At 68.6% G+C, this 24185-nt stretch carries 19 protein-coding genes; 9 read left to right on the top strand and 10 right to left on the bottom strand.

The window, feature by feature from the left end; genetic code table 11:
• Positions 1 to 6: 6 nt before the first annotated feature.
• Together IEY88_RS24745 and IEY88_RS24740 are read left to right on the top strand one after the other, a co-directional pair.
• Entirely contained in the window at positions 7 to 1305 is a 1299-nt protein-coding gene (locus IEY88_RS24745; RefSeq protein ID WP_229693713.1) for an MFS transporter, read from the top strand.
• On the top strand, positions 1302 to 2849 hold the full coding sequence (locus IEY88_RS24740; protein WP_229693712.1) for a helix-turn-helix domain-containing protein: 1548 nt from the start codon (positions 1302 to 1304) through the stop codon (positions 2847 to 2849). The genes IEY88_RS24745 and IEY88_RS24740 overlap by 4 nt, the downstream gene beginning before the upstream one ends.
• Here the strand turns inward: IEY88_RS24740 and IEY88_RS24735 are convergent.
• From IEY88_RS24735 to IEY88_RS24715, 5 genes are all read right to left on the bottom strand, one after another.
• The gene (locus tag IEY88_RS24735; RefSeq protein WP_229693711.1) at positions 2829 to 4292 is read right to left on the bottom strand and encodes an APC family permease; all 1464 of its coding nucleotides are present in this window, start codon (positions 4290 to 4292) and stop codon (positions 2829 to 2831) included. The genes IEY88_RS24740 and IEY88_RS24735 overlap by 21 nt on opposite strands.
• Positions 4293 to 5762, bottom strand: a complete 1470-nt coding sequence (locus IEY88_RS24730) for a GMC family oxidoreductase (protein ID WP_229693710.1) — start codon at positions 5760 to 5762, stop codon at positions 4293 to 4295.
• Positions 5759 to 7198, bottom strand: coding sequence for an aldehyde dehydrogenase family protein (locus IEY88_RS24725; protein WP_229693709.1), 1440 nt, complete (start codon positions 7196 to 7198; stop codon positions 5759 to 5761). Before IEY88_RS24725 ends, IEY88_RS24730 begins: the two co-directional genes overlap by 4 nt.
• A gap of 80 nt (positions 7199 to 7278) precedes the next feature.
• On the bottom strand, positions 7279 to 8382 hold the full coding sequence (locus tag IEY88_RS24720; protein WP_189157175.1) for an NAD(P)/FAD-dependent oxidoreductase: 1104 nt from the start codon (positions 8380 to 8382) through the stop codon (positions 7279 to 7281).
• The gene (locus tag IEY88_RS24715) at positions 8379 to 8699 is read right to left on the bottom strand and encodes a bifunctional 3-phenylpropionate/cinnamic acid dioxygenase ferredoxin subunit (protein WP_189157174.1); all 321 of its coding nucleotides are present in this window, start codon (positions 8697 to 8699) and stop codon (positions 8379 to 8381) included. Before IEY88_RS24715 ends, IEY88_RS24720 begins: the two co-directional genes overlap by 4 nt.
• A gap of 119 nt (positions 8700 to 8818) precedes the next feature.
• Between IEY88_RS24715 and IEY88_RS24710 the strand changes: the two genes are divergently transcribed.
• Positions 8819 to 9589 carry an IclR family transcriptional regulator gene (locus IEY88_RS24710; protein WP_189157173.1) on the top strand — a complete coding sequence of 257 codons (771 nt, stop codon included), beginning with the start codon at positions 8819 to 8821 and terminating at the stop codon, positions 9587 to 9589.
• Here IEY88_RS24710 and IEY88_RS24705 read toward each other — a convergent pair.
• Entirely contained in the window at positions 9574 to 10392 is an 819-nt protein-coding gene (locus IEY88_RS24705) for a hypothetical protein (RefSeq protein WP_189157172.1), read from the bottom strand. The genes IEY88_RS24710 and IEY88_RS24705 overlap by 16 nt on opposite strands.
• A 150-nt stretch (positions 10393 to 10542) precedes the next feature.
• Here IEY88_RS24705 and IEY88_RS24700 point away from each other — a divergent pair, with 150 nt between their 5' ends.
• The 4 genes from IEY88_RS24700 to IEY88_RS24685 are packed head-to-tail and all read left to right on the top strand — an operon-like array spanning position 10543 to position 15458.
• The gene (locus tag IEY88_RS24700; protein WP_189157171.1) at positions 10543 to 12909 is read left to right on the top strand and encodes a GcvT family protein; all 2367 of its coding nucleotides are present in this window, start codon (positions 10543 to 10545) and stop codon (positions 12907 to 12909) included.
• Positions 12906 to 14003, top strand: a complete 1098-nt coding sequence (solA, locus tag IEY88_RS24695; RefSeq protein ID WP_268241262.1) for an N-methyl-L-tryptophan oxidase — start codon at positions 12906 to 12908, stop codon at positions 14001 to 14003. Before IEY88_RS24700 ends, solA begins: the two co-directional genes overlap by 4 nt.
• A complete protein-coding gene (locus IEY88_RS24690) occupies positions 14000 to 15112 on the top strand; it encodes an aromatic ring-hydroxylating oxygenase subunit alpha (RefSeq protein ID WP_189157170.1) in 1113 nt (370 codons plus the stop codon). Before solA ends, IEY88_RS24690 begins: the two co-directional genes overlap by 4 nt.
• A 43-nt stretch (positions 15113 to 15155) precedes the next feature.
• Positions 15156 to 15458, top strand: coding sequence for a hypothetical protein (locus IEY88_RS24685; protein ID WP_229693727.1), 303 nt, complete (start codon positions 15156 to 15158; stop codon positions 15456 to 15458).
• A gap of 3 nt (positions 15459 to 15461) precedes the next feature.
• Here IEY88_RS24685 and secA2 read toward each other — a convergent pair whose 3' ends face one another.
• The 3 genes from secA2 to IEY88_RS24670 form a co-directional block, all read right to left on the bottom strand.
• Positions 15462 to 17747 carry an accessory Sec system translocase SecA2 gene (gene secA2 / locus IEY88_RS24680; protein ID WP_229693708.1) on the bottom strand — a complete coding sequence of 762 codons (2286 nt, stop codon included), beginning with the start codon at positions 17745 to 17747 and terminating at the stop codon, positions 15462 to 15464.
• 95 nt (positions 17748 to 17842) lie between these two features.
• Positions 17843 to 19099, bottom strand: a complete 1257-nt coding sequence (locus tag IEY88_RS24675; protein ID WP_189157168.1) for an MFS transporter — start codon at positions 19097 to 19099, stop codon at positions 17843 to 17845.
• Between the two features lie 55 nt (positions 19100 to 19154).
• The gene (locus IEY88_RS24670) at positions 19155 to 22199 is read right to left on the bottom strand and encodes a carboxyl transferase domain-containing protein (RefSeq protein WP_189157167.1); all 3045 of its coding nucleotides are present in this window, start codon (positions 22197 to 22199) and stop codon (positions 19155 to 19157) included.
• A 178-nt stretch (positions 22200 to 22377) separates the two neighbouring features.
• Here IEY88_RS24670 and IEY88_RS24665 point away from each other — a divergent pair, with 178 nt between their 5' ends.
• Together IEY88_RS24665 and IEY88_RS24660 are read left to right on the top strand one after the other, a co-directional pair.
• Positions 22378 to 23157, top strand: a complete 780-nt coding sequence (locus tag IEY88_RS24665) for a sporulation protein (protein WP_189157166.1) — start codon at positions 22378 to 22380, stop codon at positions 23155 to 23157.
• Between the two features lie 99 nt (positions 23158 to 23256).
• A complete protein-coding gene (locus tag IEY88_RS24660; protein ID WP_189157165.1) occupies positions 23257 to 23529 on the top strand; it encodes a GlsB/YeaQ/YmgE family stress response membrane protein in 273 nt (90 codons plus the stop codon).
• Here the strand turns inward: IEY88_RS24660 and IEY88_RS24655 are convergent.
• Entirely contained in the window at positions 23522 to 24142 is a 621-nt protein-coding gene (locus tag IEY88_RS24655) for a TetR/AcrR family transcriptional regulator (RefSeq protein WP_189157164.1), read from the bottom strand. The genes IEY88_RS24660 and IEY88_RS24655 overlap by 8 nt on opposite strands.
• Positions 24143 to 24185: the final 43 nt, after the last annotated feature.

The following is a 24185-nucleotide window of genomic DNA, read 5'->3' as shown; positions in this document are numbered from 1 at the left end:
TTGTCGATGATCAAAAAAGTGGTAGGCGCTTCGCTCATCGGGACAACTGTCGAGTGGTACGACTTCTTCCTCTACGGCTCGGCAGCCGCCCTGGTGTTCAACAAGCTGTTCTTCCCCACCGCGGACCCGCTGACGGGCACGCTGCTCGCGTTCACCACGTACGCGATCGGCTTCCTGGCACGGCCGCTGGGTGGCCTCGTCTTCGGCCACTACGGGGATCGCCTGGGCCGCAAGAAGTTGCTGGTGCTGTCGTTGCTGCTGATGGGTGGCGCGACGATGCTGATGGGCGTGCTGCCGACGTACGCGTCGGTGGGTGTGCTGGCACCGGTGCTGCTGACGTTGCTGCGGCTCGTGCAGGGCTTCGCGCTCGGTGGCGAGTGGGGCGGTGCCGTGCTGATCGTGTCGGAGCACGGTGACCCGAAGCGGCGCGGGTTCTGGGCCTCGTGGCCGCAGGCCGGTGTGCCGTGCGGGAACCTGCTCGCGACCGGTGTGCTGGCGGTGCTCGCGGCGGTGCAGTCGGACGAGGCCTTCCTCGCGTGGGGCTGGCGGGTCCCGTTCCTGCTCTCCGGCGTCCTCGTGGTGATCGGGCTGTGGATCAGGCTGTCGGTGTCCGAGTCGCCCATCTTCCTGGCGGCGCAGGAGAAGGCGGCCAAGGAGAAGGGTTCCGAGCCGGAGAAGGCGCCCGCATTGCTGCTGCTCAAGCACAACTGGCGCGAGGTCCTGATCGCGATGGGCGCGCGGTTCGCCGAGAACGTGTCGTACTACGTGATCACGGCGTTCATCCTGGTCTACGTCGTGACCGGGCTCGGGCTGTCGAAGTCGGTGGGGCTCAACGCCGTGCTGATCGCGTCGGCGGTGCACCTGATCACGATCCCGGTGTGGGGTCATCTCTCGGACAGGTTCGGGCGGCGGTCGATCTACCTCGTCGGCGCGGTCGGCATGGCCGCGTGGATCTTCGCGTTCTTCGCGTTGCTCGACACCCGCGACCCCGTCCTGATCACGGTGGCGACGACGGTCGGACTGGTGCTGCACGGCGCGATGTACGGCCCGCAGGCCGCGTTCTTCTCGGAGCTGTTCGGAACACGGGTCCGCTACTCGGGTGCGTCGGTCGGCTACCAGCTCGCGTCGATCGTGGCCGGCGCGCTGGCCCCGCTCATCGCGACCGCGTTGCTGCAGGCGTACAAGTCCTCGTTCCCCATCGCCGTCTACGTGCTGATCACCTGCGTGATCACGGTGGTCGCGATCGCGTTCGCCCGGGAGACCCGTGGTGCGGATCTGGAGGAACGTGACAGGGTAACCGTGTGACACGACGGCGTGAGGCCGAACTGGCGGCGTTGTTCGAGACCGCGTCCGAGCTCGCGGGCATGCGAGACCCGGACGCGGTGCTCCGCTCGATCGTGCGCCGAGCGCGGACGCTGCTCGGCACCGACGTCTCCTACCTGTCGATGAACGACCCGGCCGGCACCTACATGCGGGTGACGGACGGGTCGTTCTCGCCGTTGTTCCAGAAGGTCAGGCTCGGACTCGGCGAGGGGCTCGGCGGGCTGGTCGCGCAGACCGCGCGCCCGTACGCGACGTCCGACTACTTCGGGGACGCCCGGTTCAACCACACGAACCCGATCGACTCGGCGGTGCACGACGAGGGCCTGACGGCGATCCTGGGCGTGCCGCTGAAGCTCGACTCGAAGGTCATCGGCGTGCTCTACGCGGCGGACCGGACCACGCGCGAGTTCCCCGCCGAGGAGGTCGCGCTGCTGCAGTCGCTGGCCGACCACGCGGCCATCGCGATCGACACGGCGTCGTTGTTCGCGACGATCCAGTCTCACAACGAGGCCATGAAACGGGCCGAGGAGGCCCACGACCGGCTCACGGACCTGGTGCTGCGCGGTGGTTCCTCGGCCGAGGTCGCCGCCGCGGTGGGGGAGTTGCTCGGCGGACCGGTCGAGGTGCTCGACACCGTGCCGCCCGCCGCCGTGCGGGCCGCGGGACGTGCCGTGCTGCTCTCCGGGGAGTGGGTGTGCGCGGTGCTGGCCGGATCGGAGCTGCTGGGCGGGATCGCGTTGGCGGGCCGCCCGGATCTGACCGACGCGGACCGGCGGGTGTTCGAGCGGTCGGCGGCGGTCACGGCGTTGTTGTTGCTGCTGCGGCGAACCGTGGCCGAGGCGGAGAACAAGGTCCGCGGTGAGCTGATCACCGACATCCTGGACGGCCGGGACGCGGTCGGGCTGCTGGCGCGGGCACGGCGGGTGGGCGTCGAGCTCTCCGACCCGCACGTCGTGCTGGTCGCCGATGGGAACCTTTCCGGGGCGACGCACTACGCGTCCGTCCACAGGGGACTGGCCGGGTCGCGCGGCCGGGACGTCGTGCTGGCGTTGCCCTCGGTGTCCACGCACGTGGCGCGCGAGGTGGCGAAGGCGCTGGACGCGACGGTGGGCGCGTGCGGGCCGGTCGCGGGACCGGTGGCGATCGCGGCGGCCTACGAGGAGGCCCGGCGGTGCCTGAAGGCGTTGCGGCAGCTGGGCCGCGAGAAGGACGCCGCGACGATGGACGACCTCGGGTTCGTCGGCGTGCTGCTGGGCGACCGGGCCGACGTCTCGGGCTATGTGCGGTCGGTGCTCGGCCCGGTGCTGGACTACGACTCCGAGCGCGGCACGGAACTGGTGCACACGCTGGAGGTCTACTTCCGCTGCGGCGCGAACCTGAGCCGTGCCAAGGCGGAGCTGCACCTCCACGTCAACACGGTCACGCAACGGCTCGACCGGGTCTCGTCGCTGCTCGGCGACTGGCAGTCGCCGGACCGCGTGCTGGAGGTGCAGCTCGCCCTGCGGCTACTTCGTCTGCAGGGCTGAGTCCGGCACCGCGTCGCCCGCCGCCGCGTCGGAGTTGCCGAACGGCTTGGCGATCAGCATGTAGACCAGGCCGATGCCGACCACGAGCGTGCCGCTGAGGATCACGACGTAGTTGTCGTACCAGGGCGCGTCCGGGGTGCGCGGCCACACCATGTTCACCATCGCCGCGACGCCGTACGCGAGCGCCAGCACGTTGACGACCAGGCCCCACCGGCCGAGCGTGAACTCGCCCGACGGCGTCCAGCCCTTGAGCCTCGCCCGCAGCGCCGCGAACACGACCATCTGGAAGCCCAGGTAGATGCCGAGCGTCGCGAACGACACGATCTTGTCCAGCGCGTTCGTGGACAGCATCGACGCGACCACGATGACCGCCGGGATGATGCCGGCCAGCGCCAGCGCGTACGGTGGGATGTGGCGCTTCTTGTTGAACTTCGCGAGTGCCCTGTGCCCGAACACCATCTTGTCGCGGGCGTAGGAGTACGTCAGGCGCGATGCCGCTGCCTGCAGCGACATCGTGCAGGACAGGAACGAGATCAGCACGACGCCGATCACGATCTTGTAGCCGACCGGGCCGAACGCGTTGGTCAGGATGTTCGTGACCGGGTCGGCGTCCTCACCGGAGATGACCTTGCCGAAGTCCGGCACCGCGAGCAGCAGCGACAGGCACGCGAACGTGGCCGCCGCGCCGCCGATGTAGATGGTGCGGCGCATGGCCTTCGGGATGACGCGGCCGGGGTCCTTGACCTCTTCCGCGGTGTCACCGCACGCCTCGAAGCCGTAGTACTGGTAGAGACCGATGATGCCCGCCGCGAAGAACGCGGGCAGGTAGCTGCCGGAGCCCTGCGCGCCGAAGCTGTCGAACAGCACGCCCAGACCGTGCACCCGGTTGTCGACGAGCAGCCAGATGCCGACCACGAGCGCGCCGACGATCTCCGCGGCGAACCCGAAGATCGCGGCCCAGCTCAGCACCTTCGTGCCGGCGTAGTTGATGAGCGTCGAGACCACGATGATCGCGATCGCGCACAGCACCGTGTTGCCGACGTTGGCCGTGTAGCCCAGAAGCGTTGCCAGGTAAGGACCCGCGCCGTAACTGACGGACGCGATCGTGACCAGCAGGGCGATCATGTACACCCAGCCGGTCATCCACGCCCAGCGCTTGCCCCACAGGCGGCGCGCCCAGGGGTACACGCCGCCTGCCACCGGGTATTGCGCCACGAGTTCGCCGAAGATGAGCGCGACCAGGAACTGGCCGATGCCCGCGACGACGAAGCTCCAGATCATCGGCGGGCCGCCCAGGGCGAGCGCGACGCCGAACAGCGTGTACGTGCTGACCACGGGGGAGAGGTAGGTGAAGCCCAGCGAGAAGTTCGCCCAGGGACTCATGTCCCGCTTGAACTCCGAGGTGTAGCCGAGATCCTTGAGCCTGTCTTCCGCTGTCGTCACTCACGCCTCCTTGATCAGGTCCGCGGCGCGTTCTCCAATCATGAGCACCGTGACCATCGGGTTCACGGTGGGCATGGTGGGGAACACGGACGCGTCGACGACCCGGAGGCCTTCGAGTCCGATGACCTTGAGGTCACCGTCCACAACGGACCCGATGGCGCACGTGCCGGCCGGGTGGTAGACGGTGTGGGCCGCTCTCCGGCCGTACTCCGAGAGGGCCTCGTCGCTCGTGATGTCCGGGCCCGGTGCGATCTCCCTCTTGAGCCACGACTTCAGCGGCTCCTGCCCGGCGATCTCGCGCGCGATCCGGAACCCGTCGACCAGGGTCTGCTCGTCGTACCCGTCGGGGTTGGTGAAGTAGCCGAAGTCGAGCGCGGGCTTCTCGGCGGGGTCGCTGGACTTCAGCCACAGCTTGCCCTTGCTGTGCGGCCTGGGGATGTTCGGCGTCATGCAGACCCCGTGCTCCACCACCGGGTGGCCGAGGCGTTCCGTGTTGGTGGTGAAGGGAATCTGGTAGAAGTGGAACATCAGGTCCGGCCGCGGGTCGGAGGAGTCGCGCCGGATGAACAGGCCGGCGTCCGAGTCCATCACCGAGTTCTCCGGCAGCGGCTTCGTGGTCTCCCAGACGATGACCGACTCCGGGTGGTCGAGCAGGTTCTCGCCGACGCCGGGCAGGTCGTGCTTCGGCTCGATGCCGATGCTGCTCAGGTGCTCGGCGTCACCGATGCCCGAGAGCATCAGCAGCCGCGGCGTGTCGATCGCGCCCGCGCAGAGCAGGACCTCTTTGTCGGCCTCGACATAACCCTTGTCCGTGTGCACGCCGATCGCGCGGGTGCCGTCGAACTCGATCTTGCTGGTCCACGTGTTCAGGAGCAGCGTGAGGTTCTTGCGCTCCAGGATCGGGTGCACGTACGCCGTGGACGCCGAAGAACGCTGGTTGTTCTTCTCCGGGTGGTACGCGATGGAGAAGAAGCCCACGCCGTCCTGGAACGGCTCGGCGTTGAAGTCGTCGATCTCCGGGACGCCCGTGGCCTGCCGCGCGGCGGCAACGAAGTCCTCGGCGATCGGGTTCCGGTCCTTCTCCGCCACCGGGATGATGTTGAGCTGGACCTTGTCCCAGTACGGGCCGACCGCGTCCCACGTCCAGCCGTGGCCCCAGTCGTCGAGGTCCTGCGGCAGCGGCTGGAAGCAGATCAGCGTGTTGTGGCTGGAGCACCCGCCGAGCACCTTCGCGCGGCTGTGCCGGATGTGCGAGTTGCCGCGCGGCTGCTCGACCGTCGGGTAGTCGTAGTCGTACTCGGTCTCGAGCAGGTTGATCCAGTTGCGCAGATTCAGGATCTTCTCGTCACCGACGTCGGACGGGCCGCCCTCGATGACCGCGACCGTGACGTTCTCGTCCTCGGTGAGCCTCGCCGCGAGCACGCAGCCCGCCGTTCCGCCGCCGACGATCACGTAGTCGTACGCGGTCACTTGGAGTCCCTTCGCGCGAACCAGTTCTGGGCTTCAGGCTTGAGGTTCTGGTACACGTGCTTGGGCTCGGTGTACTCGTGCAGGCCCGCGGTGCCGAGCTCGCGGCCGACGCCCGAGCGCTTGAATCCGCCCCACTCGGCCTGCGGCAGGTACGGGCCGAACTCGTTGACCCAGACCGTGCCGTGGCGGAGCTTCTTCACGACGCGCTGCGCCTTCTCGAGGTCCTGGCTCCAGACACCGCCGGCGAGGCCGTACTCGGTGTCGTTGCCGAGCATGATCGCCTCCTCCTCGGTCTCGAAGCGCTCGGCCGTGATGATCGGGCCGAACGTCTCGTCCTGGACCAGCTTCATGTCCCGCGTGCAGTCCGCGTAGACGGTGGGGCGGAAGAAGAAACCGTTCTGCAGCTCGGCCTCTTCGGGACGCCTGCCGCCGGCCTTGAGGGTCGCGCCCTCCTGCTTCGCGATCTCGACGTAGCTCTCGACCTTGGCCCGGTGCTCGGCGGAGACGAGCGGCCCGGACTCGGTGTCCTCGTCGAAACCGTTGCCCAGCTTGATGAGGTCGGCCCGGCGCGCGACCTCGCCCACGAAGTCGTCGTAGACGCTGCTGTGCACGATGAGCCGCGTGCCGGACGAGCAGACCTGGCCCGCGTGGAAGAACGCGGCGGTGAGCGCGTAGTCGACGGCGACGTCGATGTCGGCGTCCGCGAAGACGATGTTCGGGTTCTTGCCGCCGAGCTCGAGCGCGACCTTCTTCACGGTCTTCGCGGCCGACGCCATGATCCGCTGGCCGGTCGCGAGGCTGCCGGTGAACGAGACCAGGTCGACGTCGGGGTGCTCGGAGAGCGGCGCGCCGACCTCGGGCCCGGTGCCGAGGACGAGGTTCGCGACGCCGTCGGGCAGCCCGGCCTCCTGCAGGAGCTCGAACAGCTTGATGGTGCTCAGCGGCGTGATCTCGCTGGGCTTGGCCACCAGCGTGTTGCCCGCGAGCAGGGCCGGCGCGATCTTCCACGACACCTGCAGCAGCGGGTAGTTCCAGGGGGCGATCAGGCCGCACACGCCGACGGGCTCGTAGTCGATGCGGCTGATGACGCCGTCCGGGACGCCCTGGACGATCTTCGGGTGCAGCAGTCCGGCGAGGTTGCCGTAGTAGCGGAACACTGCGGCGACGTCGTCCACGTCGATGCGGCTCTCGACCAGCGTCTTGCCGGTGTCGAGCGTCTCGGTGCGGGCGATGTCCTCCTTGTCGCGTTCCAGGAGGTCCGCGACTCGGTTCAGCACGGCGGCGCGGTGCTCGGGGCTCGAGTGCTGCCAGTCGCCGTGGTCGAAGGCGGTTCTCGCCCTGGCGATCGCCGCCAGGGCCTGGTCGCGGGTCTGCTCCTCGACCTCGGTGATGACGCTCTGGTCGAAGGGGTTGATGATCTGCCGCACCGGCGACACGGACTGCCTCCCTGGATCGTGTGTCCACGAAGGACACTCGGATATATCCGGTCGCCGGTGGCGGTAAACCGTGACGACCGTTACTTCAGGTTCCGGCGGAGCCGGGTGAAGAGTCGTGCGTTGCTCATGGCCACGATGCCGACGACGTCGTCGGGGTTGTCACCGTCTCGATAGGTCGCCACGAACTTCCTGTCCTCGATGGACCCATCTTCGACGCGAACGTCGTCCGTCGCTCGCCCGATGAACTGGATTCGCACCCCGTACTGGTCGGACCAGACGTAACCGCCGCCGGTGTGCGTCGCGACGGTCTCGCCCGCGAGCAGGTTGCGGGTGGCGACCTGTGCCTGTTCGGTCGCACTCGTCCAGTGCTCGGCGCGGTGTCCCGCGCAGTTCGCGACGTCGCCGACCGCGACGATGTTCCGCACGTTCGTCACGCCGCCGGCGTCGCACAGGACGCCGTTGTCGAGGTTGACCGGTCCGCCGGTGAGCCAGTCCGTCGCCGGCCGCGCGCCGATGCCCGCGACGACGACGTCGGCGTGGACGATCCGTCCATCAGCGAGGTTGATTCCGCCGTCGACGTTGACCGAGTCAACATTGATTCCCGTGATCAACGTTGATCCGTGGTCGCCGTGCAGGTGTCCACATGCGGCACCCATCTCGGCGCCCAGGACACGCGTGAGAGGCGTGGGGAGCGCTTCGACGACCGTGACGTCCTTGCCCAGAGCGCGCGCACTGGAGGCGATCTCAGCCCCGATGAAGCCGGCGCCGATGATGCCGACGTGCTGCGCGGTGCCGAACGCCTCGCGGAGCTTGATCGCGTCGTCCAGCGTGCGCAGGACGCGTGTGCCGGGAATCGTGCGCGGCAGGCCACCCGTCGCGATGACGATGCCGTCGGCCTCGACCGTCGAGTCGTCGCTGAGCGAGACCTCCCGGGCGGAGAGCAACCCGGTCGCCCGCACGCCGAGGCGCCACTCCACGTTCAGCGCGTCGAGGTCCTCCTGGTCCGCGAGCGGCACCGCCTCGACCTTGCCGAGGAGGAAGTCCTTCGAGAGAGGGGGCCGGTCGTAGGGGAGGTGGACCTCGTCGCCGACGACGACGATCCGTCCGTCGAACCCCTGTTGGCGCAGTGCCTGCGCCGACCTCAGACCGGCCAGTGAGGCGCCGATGATCGCGATGGTCTTCACGCCACGTCCTTGTTCACTTCGACATCGACATAGACCTCTCCATCCTCCACAAGGACGGGATGGGTCTTCACCGGTCTCTTGGCGGGGAGACCGGTGGGCTCGCCGGTGCGAAGGTCGAAGCTCGCGGCGTGCAGCGGGCACTCCACGAAGCAGCCTTCCAGCCAGCCCTCGCTCAGCGACGCGTCCTGGTGGGTGCAGGTGTCGTCGATGGCGTAGATGACGCCGTCGACGTTGAATAGGCCTATCGGCGCATGAGGGCCGACGATGCGAACCGCCTCCCCTGGGGGCAGGTCCATGAGAGCGCAGGCGCGGATCATCGTCGGCCTCCGTTGCGTGACGCGACACACGTTCCGAATGACGCAACACAATGTGCGGCTCCGGAGACCCGCCGTCAATAGTCCAGCAGGTTGTTTTGCCTGTCGATTACTGTTGCGCGATGGGCAACTCCGACTCGGCAGCTCAGGTGCAGTCCGTCGACAGGGCCATCAGCGTGCTCGAACTGCTGGCCCAAGGCGAGGCCGGTATCACCGAAATCGCTGGTGAGCTGGGTGTGCACAAGTCCACGGTGTCCAGACTCGTCTCCGTGCTGGAGTCACGAGGCCTGGTGGAGCAGCTCGGTGAGAGGGGCAAGTACGCCATCGGTTTCGGCGTGGTCCGGCTGGCCGGTGCCGCCACCGGCCGCATGGACCTCACCAAGCTGGGCCAGCCCGTCTGCCAGACCCTCGCGGACTCGTTCGGCGAGACCGTCAACATCGCCGTGCACGACGCCGGCGTCGCCATCAACATCACCCAGGCCCGCGGCTCCGCGGCCGTCTCCGCCGTGAACTGGATCGGCCAGCGCACGCCCCTGCACGCCACCTCGTCCGGCAAGGTCCTGCTCGCCTACCTGCCGGCGGACGAGCGCGCGCGCCTCGCGTCGTTGCCGCTCGACTCCTACACCGAGAACACGGTCGTGGACGCGTCACGGCTGCTCTCGGAACTGGAGGAGGTCGCGTCGCAGGGGTACGCGGCGTGCTTCGAGGAACTGGAGCTCGGGCTGCACGCGGTGGCCGTGCCGGTGCGCGGGCACCGGGGTGAGGTGGTGGCGGCGATGAGCGCGTCCGGGCCGTCGTACCGGTTGTCGCGGGAGCGGGTCGGCCAGATCGTGCCGACGATGTCGACGGCGGCGGCGGACCTCTCGGCGCAGCTCGGCTACTTCGCCGGCTGATCCGACCAGGGGGCCCAGCCCCAGTCGGCGTGGTCCGGCCAGGAGGTGCGGAGGCGTTCGGCGAGTGTGCCGCCGAACGCCACCGACGACTCGTGCGAGGCGTACGCGACCCAGTCGAGAGTCTCGTCGGTCCAGATCCCCTCAGCTCCGGTGTAGGTCGGTTCGAACGCGTCGAGGCCGATGAGGGAGCCCGGATCACCGTGCTCCCTGAGCTCGACCACCCGGTGCACCCCCATGTCCCGCAGAGCGTCGCGGACCTTTTCCGTGCCGGGGCCTTCCGTCACCGCGGCGGCGCTCACCACGAGCACGCCCGCCGGGACGTCCCCGCCGATCATCGGATGCCATGTGGTCCCCTGCGCGTCCCACCGTTCCGCCAACCGGTGGTGCCATCCCTCTGCCTCTTCGTCCCGGAGGACGCGCCAGTAGGGCAGCGGCTCCACCGCGAGGTCCTCGTCGTTCGACCAGACCTGGATCGCTTCGCCGAACAGCTCGCGTTCCTCGGCGGTCGCCTTCTTCTCGGTCCGGCTCAGGCGGGTGGTGAAGGCCGACTGGGCCGTCGCGGCGGCGGTGCTGAGGGCGTCGGCCACCACGTCGGGCGAGGGCAGGTCGTCGGGGTCCAGGCGTTCGACCTCGGAGAGCATCGCGTCCACCACGTTGTACCGGGGGTAGATCTGCTTGGCTTCCTTCGTGTAGCCGAGGAGGAACCGGCCGTCGTTCGGGAGTTCGGCGTACTCGGCGTGCAGCTTCTCGTTGCGGCTCATCAGGTACCTGCGCGCCATCGTGTGCAGGGTGATCGAGTCCATGCGCGGAACCTACCCGTTTGCCCGGTTCCGCGGACCAACCGACGTTGATCGCGCGAACGGCGGTATTGACAGCCGGACCCGCGAGCCGCAATTTGTTGCAGATAGCGGAACGAGTTCTGTTACTCGCAACTGTGGCGAAGGGGTGTCCTGATGCCTGGTGCAGTGCCTCGCGTGGTGCTCGTGGGGGCGGGGATCGTCGGGTGCGCGCTGGCCGACGAGCTCACCGAAAGAGGCTTCACCGACGTCACGGTTCTGGACCAGGCGGCGGGGCTCGCGGCCGGCGGGTCCAGCGGGCACGCGCCCGGCCTGGTCTTCCAGACCAACTCCTGCCGCAGCATGACGCAGTTCGCTCGCTACACCGTCGAGAAGTACACCGCGCTGGGCTGCTTCGACCAGGTCGGCGGCCTGGAGATCGCGACCTCGGAGACACGGCTCGCGGACCTGAGCCGCCGGCACGGCTGGGCCACGTCGTGGGGTGTCCACAGCCGCCTGATCGACGCGGACGAGGTCGCGCGGCTGCACCCGTTGCTCGACCGCGACCAGGTGCTCGGCGGGTTCCTGATCCCCACCGACGGCCTCGCTAGGCCGGTGCAGGCCGCCGAGGTCCAGGCCCGGCGCGCGATCGAACGCGGGGCGCGGTTCGAGTTCGGGCAGAAGGTCGTCGCGGTCGAAACCGCCGGCGACCGGGTCACCGGGGTGCGGACCGAGACCGATGTCTTCGCAGCCGACATCGTGGTCTCGTGTGCCGGGATGTGGGGGCCGGTGCTGGGCGAGATGGTCGGGCTGACCGTGCCGCTCGTGCCCATGGCCCACCAGTACGCGTTCACCGGCGACCTGAACGCTGACGCGGAGGCGTTGGCACGCCAGCCGATCCTGCGCCACCAGGAAGCCGACCTGTACTTCCGCTCGCACGGCCAGGCGCTGGGCATCGGCGCGTACGGGCACAAGCCCATGCCGATCCCCGCGCACGACATCACCGGCTCGGAGCTGCCGTTCACCAAGGAGGACTTCGAGCCGTCCTGGGAGTCGGCGGTGAACCTCATCCCCGCGCTGGCCGAGGCCGGCGTCGACCGCGGCTTCAACGGGCTGTTCTCGTTCACCAGCGACGGGATGCCGTTGCTGGGCGAGCACCCCGGCCTGAAGGGCTTCTGGGTCGCGGAGGCCGTCTGGATCACGCACTCCGCCGGTGTCGCGCGGTCGGTGGCCGAGTGGATCGTCGACGGGCAGCCGGAGCTGGACCTGCACTCGAGCGACCTCAACCGGTTCGAGCAGGTGCAGCTGGCGCCGGACTACGTGCTGGAACGCGGCTGCCAGAACTTCGTCGAGGTCTACGACGTGCTGCACCCGTTGCAGCCCATGGAAAGCCCGCGGCCGATCCGCACGAGCCCGTTCTACGGCCGTCAACAGGAGCTCGGCGCGTGCTTCCTGGAGGCGTCCGGCTGGGAACGGCCGCACTGGTACGAGGCCAACGCCGATCTCCCCGAGGTCGCCGAGGTGCCCGCACGAGGTGAGTGGGCGAGCCGGTTCTGGTCGCCGATCTGCGGGGCCGAGGCACTGGTGACGCGCAAGCGGGTCGCGCTGTTCGACATGACGCCGTTGAAACGGCTGGAGGTCGGCGGGCCGGGAGTGCTCGAGTTCCTGCAGCACATGACGACCAACAACCTCAACCGCAAGCCCGGCGCGGTCGTCTACACGCTGCTGCTGGACGAGCAGGGCGGCGTGCGCAGCGACCTGACGATCGCGCGCCTCGACGCCACGACGTTCCAGGTCGGCGCGAACGGCAACCTCGACCTCGACTGGCTCACCCGGCACGCGCCGGACGACGTCTTCATCAGGGACATCACGGCCGGAACGTGCTGCATCGGCCTGTGGGGTCCCAAAGCCCGTGACCTGATCAACGACATCCCGCACACCCTCGACACGCGGAAGGGCTACTTCACCGCGCAGAAGGCGTTCATCAAGAACGTCCCGGTGACGGCGCTGCGACTGTCCTATGTGGGCGAACTCGGCTGGGAGCTCTACACCACCGCGGACCTCGGTCCGAAGCTCTGGGACACGCTGTGGGAGGCCGGGCAGGGGCACGGGGTCATCGCCGCCGGGCGCGGCGCGTTCAACAGCCTGCGCCTGGAGAAGGGCTACCGGTCGTGGGGCACGGACGTGACGACCGAGCACGACCCGTTCGAGGCGGGGCTGGGATTCGCGGTGCGGCAGGACAAGGAGTTCCTCGGCAAGGGGTCCCTGCACAACCTCACCTCGACCAAGAAGCTCACGTGCCTCACGATCGACGACCCGCACAGCGTCGTCCTCGGCAGCGAACCCGTGTTCCACCAGGGCGAACCGGTCGGCTACGTCACGAGCGCCGCCTACGGGTACACGACCGGCCTCAACATCGCCTACGCCTGGCTGCCGAGCGAGATCGACGACGAGGTCGAGATCGAGTACTTCGGGCAACGGGTCAAGGCCCGGCCGGCACAGGAACCGTTGTTCGACCCCGAGATGAAGCGGCTCCGCGGGTGACCTACGACGTCGTCGTCATCGGGCTCGGCGGCATGGGCAGTGCCGCCGCGTACCGGCTCGCCCAGCGCGGGAAGCGCGTGCTGGGACTGGAGAAGTTCACGCCCGCCCACGCTCGCGGGTCGAGCCACGGCGGGTCGCGCATCACGAGGCAGGCCTACTTCGAGGATCCCGCGTACGTGCCGTTGCTGCTGCGGGCCCACGAGATGTGGGACCAGATCGAGTGCGACAGCGGCGAGCGGATCTTCCACCGCGTCGGCGGGCTCATCGTCGGCGGTCAGGACAGCGGCGCCATCACGGGTAGCCGGGCGAGCGTCGAGCAGTTCGGTCTGACACACGAGCTGCTCGACGCGTCCCAGCTCCGCCGGCGTTTCCCCGCGCTGAGACCGGCCGACGACGAGATCGGGCTGTACGAACCCGGCGCGGGCTTCGTCGTGCCGGAGACGTCCGTGTGGGGCCACCTCGCGCTCGCCGCACGTGCGGGTGCCGAACTGCGCTTCGAGGAGCCGGTGACGCACTGGGAGGCGGGGAAGGTCACCACGACCCGCGGCGCCTACGAGGCAGGGCACGTCGTGGTGTGTCCTGGTCCGTGGGCACCGGAACTGTTGGGAGGACTACGAATCCCGTTTGAGATCGAACGTCAGGTCCAGTTCTACTTCGATCCCCACGACGACTTCCGGGACCACCCGATCTACATCTGGGACCGTGCGGACGGCACGAACTTCTACGGCTTCCCCGAGCACGACGGCGCGGTGAAGGTCGCGTTCCACCACGGCGGCGAGATCTGCACGCCCGAGACCATCGACCGCACGGTGCACGCCCACGAGGTCGAGGCGATCGTGCGCGCCACCAGGTCACCGATGCCCGGCCTCGCCGGCACGTTCCGGCGCGCCACGACCTGCATGTACACCAACACCGCCGACCGGCACTTCGTCATCGCCCGCGAGAACGACGTGACGGTGGCGTGCGGCTTCTCGGGGCACGGCTTCAAGTTCGTGCCCGTCGTCGGCGAGATCCTCGCCGACCTCGTGATCGACGGGGCCACGCGGCACCCGATCGGCCTGTTCGACCCTGCTCGTCTGAGAGGCGGAGAATGACCGGCAGCCTGATCCCGACCCTCGAGGGCCGCTACTACACCGACCCCGCGATCTTCGCGCGGGAACAGGCGAACATCTTCGAGGAGATGTGGTTCTGCGCGGTGAGGTCGGGCGACCTCCCGAACCCAGGCGACTTCCGCACGGTGCAGGTCGGACGGGAGAGCGTGCTCATCGCCCGTGACCGCAAGGGCGGTCTCAACGCGTTCCTGAACGTCTGCCGGCATCGCGGCGCGCGGATCTGCGTCGACGAGGCCGGCAGCGTCAAACGGGCGTTCCAGTGCCCTTATCACGCCTGGACCTACGCGTTGGACGGAAACCTGATCGCCGCACCCAATCTCACCTCTATGCCGGACGTCGATCGCGTTGCGTACGGACTGACGAAGGTGCACTTGCGCGAATGGCTCGGCTACGTGTGGGTGAATCTCGCCGAGAATCCTCCGAGCTTCGAGGACGACGTCCTCAGTGCCGTGACAGAACGTTTGGGCTCACTCGACGGCATCGACGGGTACGAGATCGACCGGTTGTCCGTGGGCAGGCGGATCGTCTACGACGTCAAGGCCAACTGGAAGCTGATCATCGAGAACTTCATGGAGTGCTACCACTGCGCGACGATCCACCCCGAGCTCACCGAGGTGCTGCCCGAGTTCGCCGGCGGCTACGCGGCCCAGTACTACGTCGGGCACGGCGCGGAGTTCGGTGACGAGATCAAGGGTTTCACCGTCGACGGCGGCGAGGGGTTCGAGAAACTCTCTGCCCTGGAAGAGGAACGCGACCGGAAGTACTACGCGATCACCATCAGGCCGCAGGTGTTCATCAACCTCGTGCCGGACCACGTGATCCTGCACCGCATGTACCCGCTGGCGGCGGACCGGACGGTCGTCGAGTGCGATTGGCTCTACGCCAAGGAAGTGGTCGACACCGGCCGTGACGTCTCTCGCTCGGTCGAGCTGTTCCACCGGGTGAACGAACAGGACTTCGAAGCCTGCGAGCGATGTCAGCCCGCGATGGCCTCACGTGCCTATGCGCATGGCGGGGTGCTGGTGCCCTCGGAGCACCACATCGGCGGTTTCCACGACTGGCTCGTCCGCAAACTGGAATCAGCCGACTAGGGGATCGACTGGTCACCCGTGCACGCGAAAGCTGGCACGGGTGATGGAGCAGACGGACTTTCTGCTCCCCAACGGGGAGCACGAACACCTGCGCCGCATCCGGCTTCTGGCCGAACGCGCGGAGCGGACGGCGCACGACAGGTCCAACTTCGTGGGACCTCCGCCGTCGCAGCAGCACCTTGACATCCTCGCGGAGATCAAGAAGCTGACCGAGGAGATGACCGCGGCCGCCACGGCGCCCGTGACGTTCACGGCCACGACGGCGCCCGTGAACGTCAGGCGGGCCGAGACGTTGCCCCGGCCCGCCAGACCCGCGGACGACCTCGTCGTCCCCGGGAAAAAGTGACTGTCAGCGGCGCTGTCCGCGCACCATCTTCACGAGACCCTTCATCGTCTCCTCGAGCCCGGAGCCGAACGGGTTGTCGTGCACCAGGTACGTCCACGTCGAGCTCGGGCGCTTCACCCCGGCGTCGGTGAGGTCGTAGCCGTCGTCGGTGATCTTGGCCGCCTCGTACTTCTCCCTGGTGAGCTCCCAGGACTCCGGCACGATCTTGTTGAACGCCGGGATGGCCTCGCGGTGGAACTCGTCCAGCGGGTTCTGCCGGGCCAGCGCGCGCAGGTGGATGCCCTCGCGCAGGTCCGACAGGAACGTCAGGTGGTGCGTCCACAGGTCGTCGAGGAAGAACAGCGTGATCTTGCGGGCTGCCTCGCCGGCCACCTCGTCGGACACGCCTTCCTTCTTGCCGACCTTCTCCAGCGCCGCGTCCGTGCGCAGCACCACGTCGCGGTGCTTGAGCAGCAGGTCGCGCTGGTGCTCGATCAGCTTGTTGTAGCGCCACGTGTTGCGGTGGATCTCCAGGTCCACGCCCTCGGCCACGCGCTGCGCGTGCTCGAAGGTGTGCAGCAGGCCCTTGTCGTGCACCCGGCCGTCGTTGTCCACTTCGGACGGGTCCTCGGCGTCCGGCGCGTACTGGGTGATCAGCTCGTCCTGCATGGACGAGAAGAACACCGAACCGCCGGGGTCGCCCTGCCGGCCGGCACGGCCGCGCAGCTGGTCGTCCAGGCGTGAGGACGAGTGGCGGCCGGACCCGATCACGTACAGGCCGCCGAGCTCGGCGATCCGGTCGTGGTCCTCGCCCTCGTGGCCGCCGAGGCGGATGTCCGTACCGCGACCGGCCATCTGCGTCGAGACCGTGATGCGCTGGTACGAGCCGGCGTCGGCGATGATCGACGCCTCCTCGGCGTCGTTCTTCGCGTTGAGCACCACGCACTCGATGCCGGCGGCGCGCAGCTTGGACGAGATCCGCTCGGACTCCGCGACGTCGAGCGTGCCGACGAGGATCGGGCGGCCCGTCTCGTGGACCGTCTTGATCTCCTCGACGATCGCCTCCTCCTTCTGCTCCAGCGTCGCGTAGAGGCGGAAGTGCTCGTCCTCGCGGATGTTCTCCTTGTTCGGCGGGATCACGAGCACTTCCAGCTCGTAGAACTCCCGCAGCGTCTCGGCGACGGCGACGGCGGTACCGGTCATGCCGCAGCGCGTCGGGTAGCGCGAGAGCAGCGCCTGCACCGTCATCGAGTCGAGGATCTCGCCCGACTCCGTGGTCTGGACGTTCTCCTTGGCCTCGACCGCTGCCTGCAGGCCGTCCGGCCACCGCTGCAGCTTCGCGACACGGCCACGAGTGTCGTTGATCAGGTGCACCTTGCCGTCACGCACGATGTAGTCGACGTCGCGGTGCAGCAGCACCTGCGCGTGCAGCGCCACGTTGACCTTCGACAGCGTGGACGTCACGTGCTCCTGCGAGTACAGGTCGATCTCGCCGAGCGCGCGCTCGACGGCCTCGGAGCCCGCACCCGTGAGGAAGACGTTGCGCTCCTCGTCGTCGATCTCGTAGTGCAGGTTCTGCCGCAGCCGCTTCACCAGGTCCGCGATGACGGGGTCGGCCGCCTCCGAGGAGGTCGAGCCGGCGAGCACCAGCGGCACGCGGGCCTCGTCGACGAGCACCGAGTCGGCCTCGTCGATCAGCGCGACCTCGGGCTCGGGCACGATCAGGTCGTCGGGGTCCGTGGCGATCCGGTCGCGCAGGATGTCGAAGCCGATCTCGCTGACCGGCGCGTACGTGACCTCGCGCTGGTAGGCCTCGCGGCGCTCCTCGGCCTTCGAGCTGCCGTTGATCCAGCCGACGGAGACCCCGAGCAGCCCGTAGAGCGGGCCCATCCACTCGGCGTCGCGCTGGGCGAGGTAGTCGTTGACGCTGACCACGTGGACGCGCTTGCCCTTGATCGCGAACCCGGCCGCGGCCATGGCACCCGCGAGCGTCTTGCCCTCACCGGTCGCCATCTCGACGACGAGGCCGCTCAGCAGGCCCAGCGCGCCCAGCACCTGCACCTCGAACGGGCGTTGCCCGATGGCGCGCTCGGCGGCCTCCCGGGTGAGCGCCACGAGCTCGGTGTCCGTGCTCTCCCCGCGCAGCTTCTCGGCGTGGGCCGTCAGCTCCTCGTCGCTGAACGCCTTGAAGGCGTCCGCGTGTTTCTCCACGTCCTCGAGCATTGCCTGGAACGGGGTGAGGTCGACAGAGCCCGGTTTCTGCGCGAACCTGCGCATCCGCTGCTTCAAGCGCGCCATGAGAGTGGTCACGACGCGCCAACGTACGGCATCGGCTCCAGGTTCCGCAGAGGTCTTGACTGTGAAGGCCCGATTTGTCCGTTAGATCGGGCCCTCACAGCCTCTGATCAGGCCCGTTCCGGCTGGTGGGTCTCCGGCAGCTTGATCACCGACACGAGCGTGCACAGGCCCATGACCAGCAGGAAGGCCGACACGGACATCGACGTCCCGGTCGCGCCCAGCAGGGCCGTCATCACGAACGGTGTGCCGCCGCTGACCAGGATCGACGCCAGCTGGTACGCGAGAGAGGCGCCCGAGTACCGGACGTGCGCCTCGAACAGTTCACCCAGGTAAGCGGCGATCGGCCCGTACACGAGAGAGGACGCGATGCCTCCGACCGTGTTCGCGACGAACAGCAACAGCAGCGAGCCGGTGTCCACGAGCAGGAAGTACGGGAACGCCCACACGATGAGGCCGACCGTGCCCGCGATGATCAGCGGACGGCGTCCCATGCGGTCCGAGAGGTGCCCGGCGTAAAGGATCACCGGAATGCTCACGAGAGAGGACAGCAGGCTCACGACGAGCACCGACTCACGGCTGAGGCCGAGCGTGGTGGTCGCGTAGGACAGGACGCCCGCGATCGACACGTAGAAGATCGCGTTGGACGCGAACATCAGGCCCGCGCCGAGCAGGATCGGCTTGCGGTGCGTCCGGAGGGCCTCCTTCAGCGGTGCGTGCTTCACGGCCGGTGCGTCCGCACGGCGTTGCTGCATCTCCTTGAAGACCGGGCTGTCCTCGACCTTGAGCTGAATGAACAGCACCACGGGGAAGAGGAGCGCGCTCGCCAGGAACGGCACACGCCAGCCCCACGACGCGAACGCCTCGGGCGAGAGAGACGTCGTGGCACTGATGAAGGCGACGTTGCCCAGCAGCACGCCGATCGGCACACCGGCCTGCCCGAACGTGCCCGCGAAGCCGCGCTTTTTAGGCCCTGCGGACTCGGTCAGCAGCAGGACGACGCCGCCCCACTGCCCGCCGACCGCGATGCCCTGCAGGAACCGCAGCAACACCAGCAGCAGCGGCGCGCCGACGCCGATGGTCGCCGTCGTCGGCAGCAGGCCGATGAGGAACGTGGCGCCCGCCATCAGCGCGAGGCAGATGACGAGTGCCGGCTTGCGGCCGACCTTGTCGCCGACGTGCCCGAACACCAGGCCGCCGATCGGGCGCGCGATGAAGCCCGCCCAGAACGTGCTGAACGACAGGAGCAACGCCACGATCGGCGTCGCCTCCGGGAAGAACAACTTGGGGAACACCAGGGCCGCGGCTGTCGCGTAGATGAAGAAGTCGTACCACTCAAGACTCGAACCAACGAGTCCGGCTGCCATCAGCCGGCGTAAGGTCTTCTGTTCCGCAGGGGCGACGCTGACCACGGATTCTCCTTCACCACGTGTCGATGAACGGGCGTTTCTCCCCGGCAGAGCGGGAAGTCGAGGGGGCCAGCGCCGTGGCGATCCAGCGGCGCGTGTCGGCCGGGTCGATCACGTCGTCGATCTCGAAGACCGAGGCGACGTTGAGGGCTTTGCCGTGCTCGTAGGCCATCGCGACCATCTGGTCGTAGCGCTGCTTGCGCTCTCGCGGGTCCTCAATGGCGTCGAGCTCTTTCCTGAAGCCGAGTTTGATGGCGCCTTCGAGGCCCATCGGGCCGAACTCGCCGGTGGGCCAGGAGACGGCGAACTGCGGGACCTTGAGACTGCCGCCCGCCATCGCCTGCGCGCCGAGGCCGTACGCCTTGCGCAGGACCACGAGTCCGAAGGGGACGGTGAGGTTCGCGCCCGTCACGACCATGCGGGTCAGGTGGCGGACGGTGGCGGTGCGCTCGGCGTCCGGGCCGACCATGAAGCCCGGGGTGTCGGTGAGGGAGACGACCGCGATGCCGAACGCGTCGGCGAGCTGGAGGAAGCGGGCGCACTTGTCCGCGGCGTCGGCGTCGATCGCTCCACCATTGACCTTGGGGTCGTTGGCGATCAGGGCGATCGGGCGGCCTTCGACGCGGACCAGGGCGGTGATGATCGCCTTGCCGAAGCCCTCGCGGAGTTCGAGGACGCTGCCGGTGTCAGCGAGGGTGGTGATGAGGGCGCGGACGTCGTAGGCGCGCAGGCGGTTCTCGGGGACGGCGTGGCGGAGGAGGCGCTGGTCCGCGCAGCTCCAGGGTTGCCCGCCGCTGTCCAGCCCGTTGCTGGACGGCCCAAAATTGTCGGTGCTGTCTGGGATAATTGAATTCAGGGGTCCCCCTGGGCGCGCGGGCGAAGGCTGCGCACTCGCCGAGGGGACGCCTGCGGGAGCCTGGAAGTACGAGAGGTACTTCTTGGCGACGGCCACCGCTTCTTCTTCGGACCCCACCGCGATGTCCACCACGCCGTTGGGCACCTGCACGTCCAACGGCCCGATGTCCTCCGGCCGGAACACCCCGAGCCCGCCGCCCTCGATCATCGCCGGGCCGCCCATGCCGATGTTCGCGCCCTCCACCGCGATGATCACGTCGCACGTGCCCAGCAGCACCGCGTTGCCCGCGAAGCACCGCCCCGCCACCACTCCGATCAACGGCACCTGCCCGCTGAGCTGCGCGAACGCGTGGAACGAGCCGCAGTCGAGGCCGCTGACCATGCTGTGGTCGGTGTCGCCGGGCCGTCCGCCGCCACCCTCGGCGAACAGCACCACCGGCAGGTTCTCCTGCTGTGCCAGCGCGAAGAGCCGGTCCTTCTTCTGATGGTTGCGCAGGCCCTGTGTGCCAGCGAGCACGGCGTAGTCGTAGGACATCGCCACGACCCGTGAGCCGTTCACGACACCGATACCGGCCACCATGCCGTCAGCAGGCGTGCGTTCGATCAAGTCCTCGAGAGACCGGCGCCGGCGTTGTGCGGCGATCGCGAGCCCGCCGTACTCGACGAAGTCCGAACAGAGGTCCGCGATGTTCTCGCGGGCGGTCCGCCCACCGCGGGCATGCCGTCGAGCAGCGGCTTCAGGTCGTTCGAAGTCGTGGCGCACCAGCACTTCCGCCAGGTCCGCGCGCACGTGCTCCAGGTCGACCACAACAGAGTCCTCAGTGGACTCGCCAGCGCCGGACGCCAGCAGCTGTCCCTCGGACACGGTGTCGCCCACCGACACCAGCACCTCGCCGGACACCCGCACGACGTGCTGCATCTTCATCGCTTCCAGCACGACGGAAGTGCCATCGACGGCGACGACCGTGCCGGCCAGCGGAGCACGCATGCCCGACGTGGGCTCCTCGACGATGAAGTCGGTCGTGGCGCCGACGATGTCGCGAGCCAGCAACCCCCGAAGAAACTCCAGGTTCGTGGACACGCCCTCGACGCGGAACTCGCCCAACGCGCGCCGCGCGCGGTTCAGGGCGACGTCCAGGTCCTCGCCGTGCACCACGAGCTTCGCGAGCAGCCCGTCGTACCGCGTGCCGACCCGGTAACCGACGTACCCGTGCGTGTCGACGCGGACCCCAGGCCCGGACGGCGGCGCGAACGACGACAGCACGCCGCCCGAGGTCTGGTTCAGGCGCACCTGCACGGCGGCGCCGCGGTCGTGGGGCGTGTAGTCGACGTCGCCGCCCCACGCGAGCAGCAGCTGGGTGCGCACGAGGTCCACCCCGGACACCATCTCGGTCACCGTGTGCTCGACCTGCAGCCGCGGGTTGACCTCCAGGAACGCGAACGAGTCCCCGGACACCAGGAACTCCACCGTCCCGACGCCCCGGTAGTCCACGGCGGACGCGATCGCCACGGCCGCCGAGTGCAGGGCCTTGCGCAGCACCGGGTCCAGCAGGGGAGCGGGCGCGATCTCGACGACCTTCTGGTGCCGCAGCTGCAGCGAGCAGTCGCGGTCGCCGATCACCGCGGTCCCGACGAGCTGCACCTCGATGTGCCGGGCGGAGGGCATCAGTCGTTCGAGGTAGACGTCGCCGACCCCGAACGCCGCCAGCGCCTCCGCCCGGCACGCCTCGACCGCGCTGTCGAGGTCCTCAGGGCGCAGCACGGCCCGCATGCCCTTGCCGCCACCCCCGGCGACCGCCTTCACCATCACGGGGAACGAGCCGTGCTCCGCGTCCAGCACCGGAATCCCCAGCGACGCGGCCAACTCCCGTGCTCGCCGCTTGTCACCGAGCAGTTCCAGAACGTCAGCGGAAGGCCCGACGAAAGCGAGTCCACGAGCGGAACACGCCCGAGCGAACTCGGCGTTCTCGGACAGGAACCCCCACCCCGGATGCACCGCGACACACCCCTCGGCCGCGTCCAGCAACTGGTCGGCGTCGAGGTACGGCGAGGGTCCGCGCAGCGCCACGGCCCGGTCCGCGAGGGTCACGTGGAGCGAGGAAACGTCGTCCTCCGCGTACACCGCCACGGTGCGGATCCCCAGGTCAGCGGCGGCGCGCAGGACACGGACAGCCACCTCACCCCGGTTGGCGACGAGCAGCACGGCTTACCTCCTGAGCGACCGCTTAGTATGTGACGGCGATCGCATGTTGCCACCTGAAGTCAACGGAAGTCCATACGGAACCGATCGGGGTACTGAGGCGTCAACGGAACACTTCGCCGCAAACGGGCGATCCAGTTGGCAGACTCCCCGCAAACAGCAAGGGCTTCAGGAGGCCGCAGTGGTGTTCAAGAGGATGATGCGCGCGTTCGGCGTGGGCGGGCCGACTGTCGACACGGTCCTGACCAACCCCAACGTCAGGCCCGGCGAGGTGCTGTCCGGCGAGGTGCGCATCGCCGGCGGCGATCACCCGGCCGAGATCGACCACGTCACGCTCGCGCTGCTCACCCGCGTCGAGATCGAGAGCGGCGACAACGAGTACAACACCAACATGGAGTTCCACAAGTTCTCCGTCGGCCAGCGCATCATGGCCCAGCCGCACCAGAACCTCTCGCTGCCGTTCCAGGTCCCGGTGCCGTTCGAGTGCCCGCTCAACGTCGTGGGCGGCATGCAGCTCAACGGCATGCAGCTCGGCCTGCGCACCGAGCTGGAGGTCCGCGGCGCCGTCGACCCCGGTGACCTCGACCCGATCTGGGTGCACCCGCTGCCGTCGCAGGACGCCGTGCTCCAGGCGTTCGGGCACATGGGCTTCCGCTTCACCAAGGCGGACAACGAGAAGGGCCGCATCCACGGCGTGCCGCAGCAGCTGCCGTTCTACCAGGAGATCGAGTTCTACCCGCCGCCGCAGTTCGCGGGCCGCGTCAAGCAGGTCGAGCTGACGTTCGTCACGACGCCGGGCGAGCTGCACGTGATCCTCGAGGCCGACAAGCGCGCCGGGCTGCTCCGCGCGGGCGGTGACGCGTACGGCCGCTTCGCCGTGTCGCACCAGCAGGCCGTCGGCACGGACTGGACGGCGACGATCAACCAGTGGATGAGCCAGGTCTCCGGCAGCCGCTGGTAACACCCGAACGGTCGAACGCACTACGCCTCATGCTGCAGGATCCGTCCTCTGAAGGGATGATCTCGGCCAAGATCCGAAATCATCGCGGAGGAGGCGGACATGGGCATCGGCAGCATCATCGGTGCGCTCGTCATCGGTCTGATCCTGGGCGTGCTCGGCCGGCTGTTCGCGCCGGGCAAGCAGAGCATCCCGATCTGGCTGACGATCATCGTCGGCATCGCGGCCGCGTTCCTCGGGACGTGGATCGCGCGCCTGCTCGGCGTGGAGGACACGCCCGGCATCGACTGGATCGAGCTGATCGTCCAGATCGTGGTCGCCGCGATCGGCGTCTCGGTCGTCGCCGGGATGTACGGCAGGAAATCAGTCAGTTAGGCCGGACCATCCGCAGGACGAGGTCGGCGTACATCGCGCCGATCTCGTCCGGGGTCCGCTTCCCGCCCGGCTGGTACCAGCGCGCGACGTCGATGCACAGCGACAGCACGGCCAGGGTCGCGCCCTTGAGGTCGGGAACGTCGAACACGCCCTCCTCCACGCCGTCCGCGATGTAGGACCGCATCCGCTGCTCGATCTGCCGGCGCAGCTCCGCCACCTGCTCGTGGTGTTCGGGAGAGAGCGCGCCCAGTTCGTACTGCACCACCCGCGCCGTCGTGTGGAACTCCGCGTGCCATCCCGCGAACGTCGCCACGGCGTTCCTCAGCCGCTCCACCGCGCCGTCGCCTTCGATGCTCGACAGCAGCGCGAGCGAGGTCTCGTGGCCGACGAGCGAGATGTTGAAGAGAAGCTCCTCTTTGGACCGGTAGTGGATGTACACCGCCGCGGGTGACATCCCGGCCAGCGAGGCGATGTCCCGGGTCGTCGTGGCGTGGTATCCCTTGCCTGCGAACGCCTGGACGGCCGCGATGAGCATCCGGCGGGCGGCCTCGGGCGTGACCGTGCTCCACGTCTTGTCGAGCAGCGCGAACCCGTCCAGTCCGGTCGTCGTCATCGGGTGGCTCCCAGCGTGTTGACAGGTGATGGATCGTACTGCA

This window comes from Lentzea pudingi (assembly GCF_014646255.1).
Taxonomy (GTDB): Bacteria; Actinomycetota; Actinomycetes; order Mycobacteriales; family Pseudonocardiaceae; genus Lentzea; species Lentzea pudingi.
The sequence above is the reverse complement of the archived record's forward strand: the minus strand, read 5'-3'. Positions and strand labels throughout refer to the sequence as shown.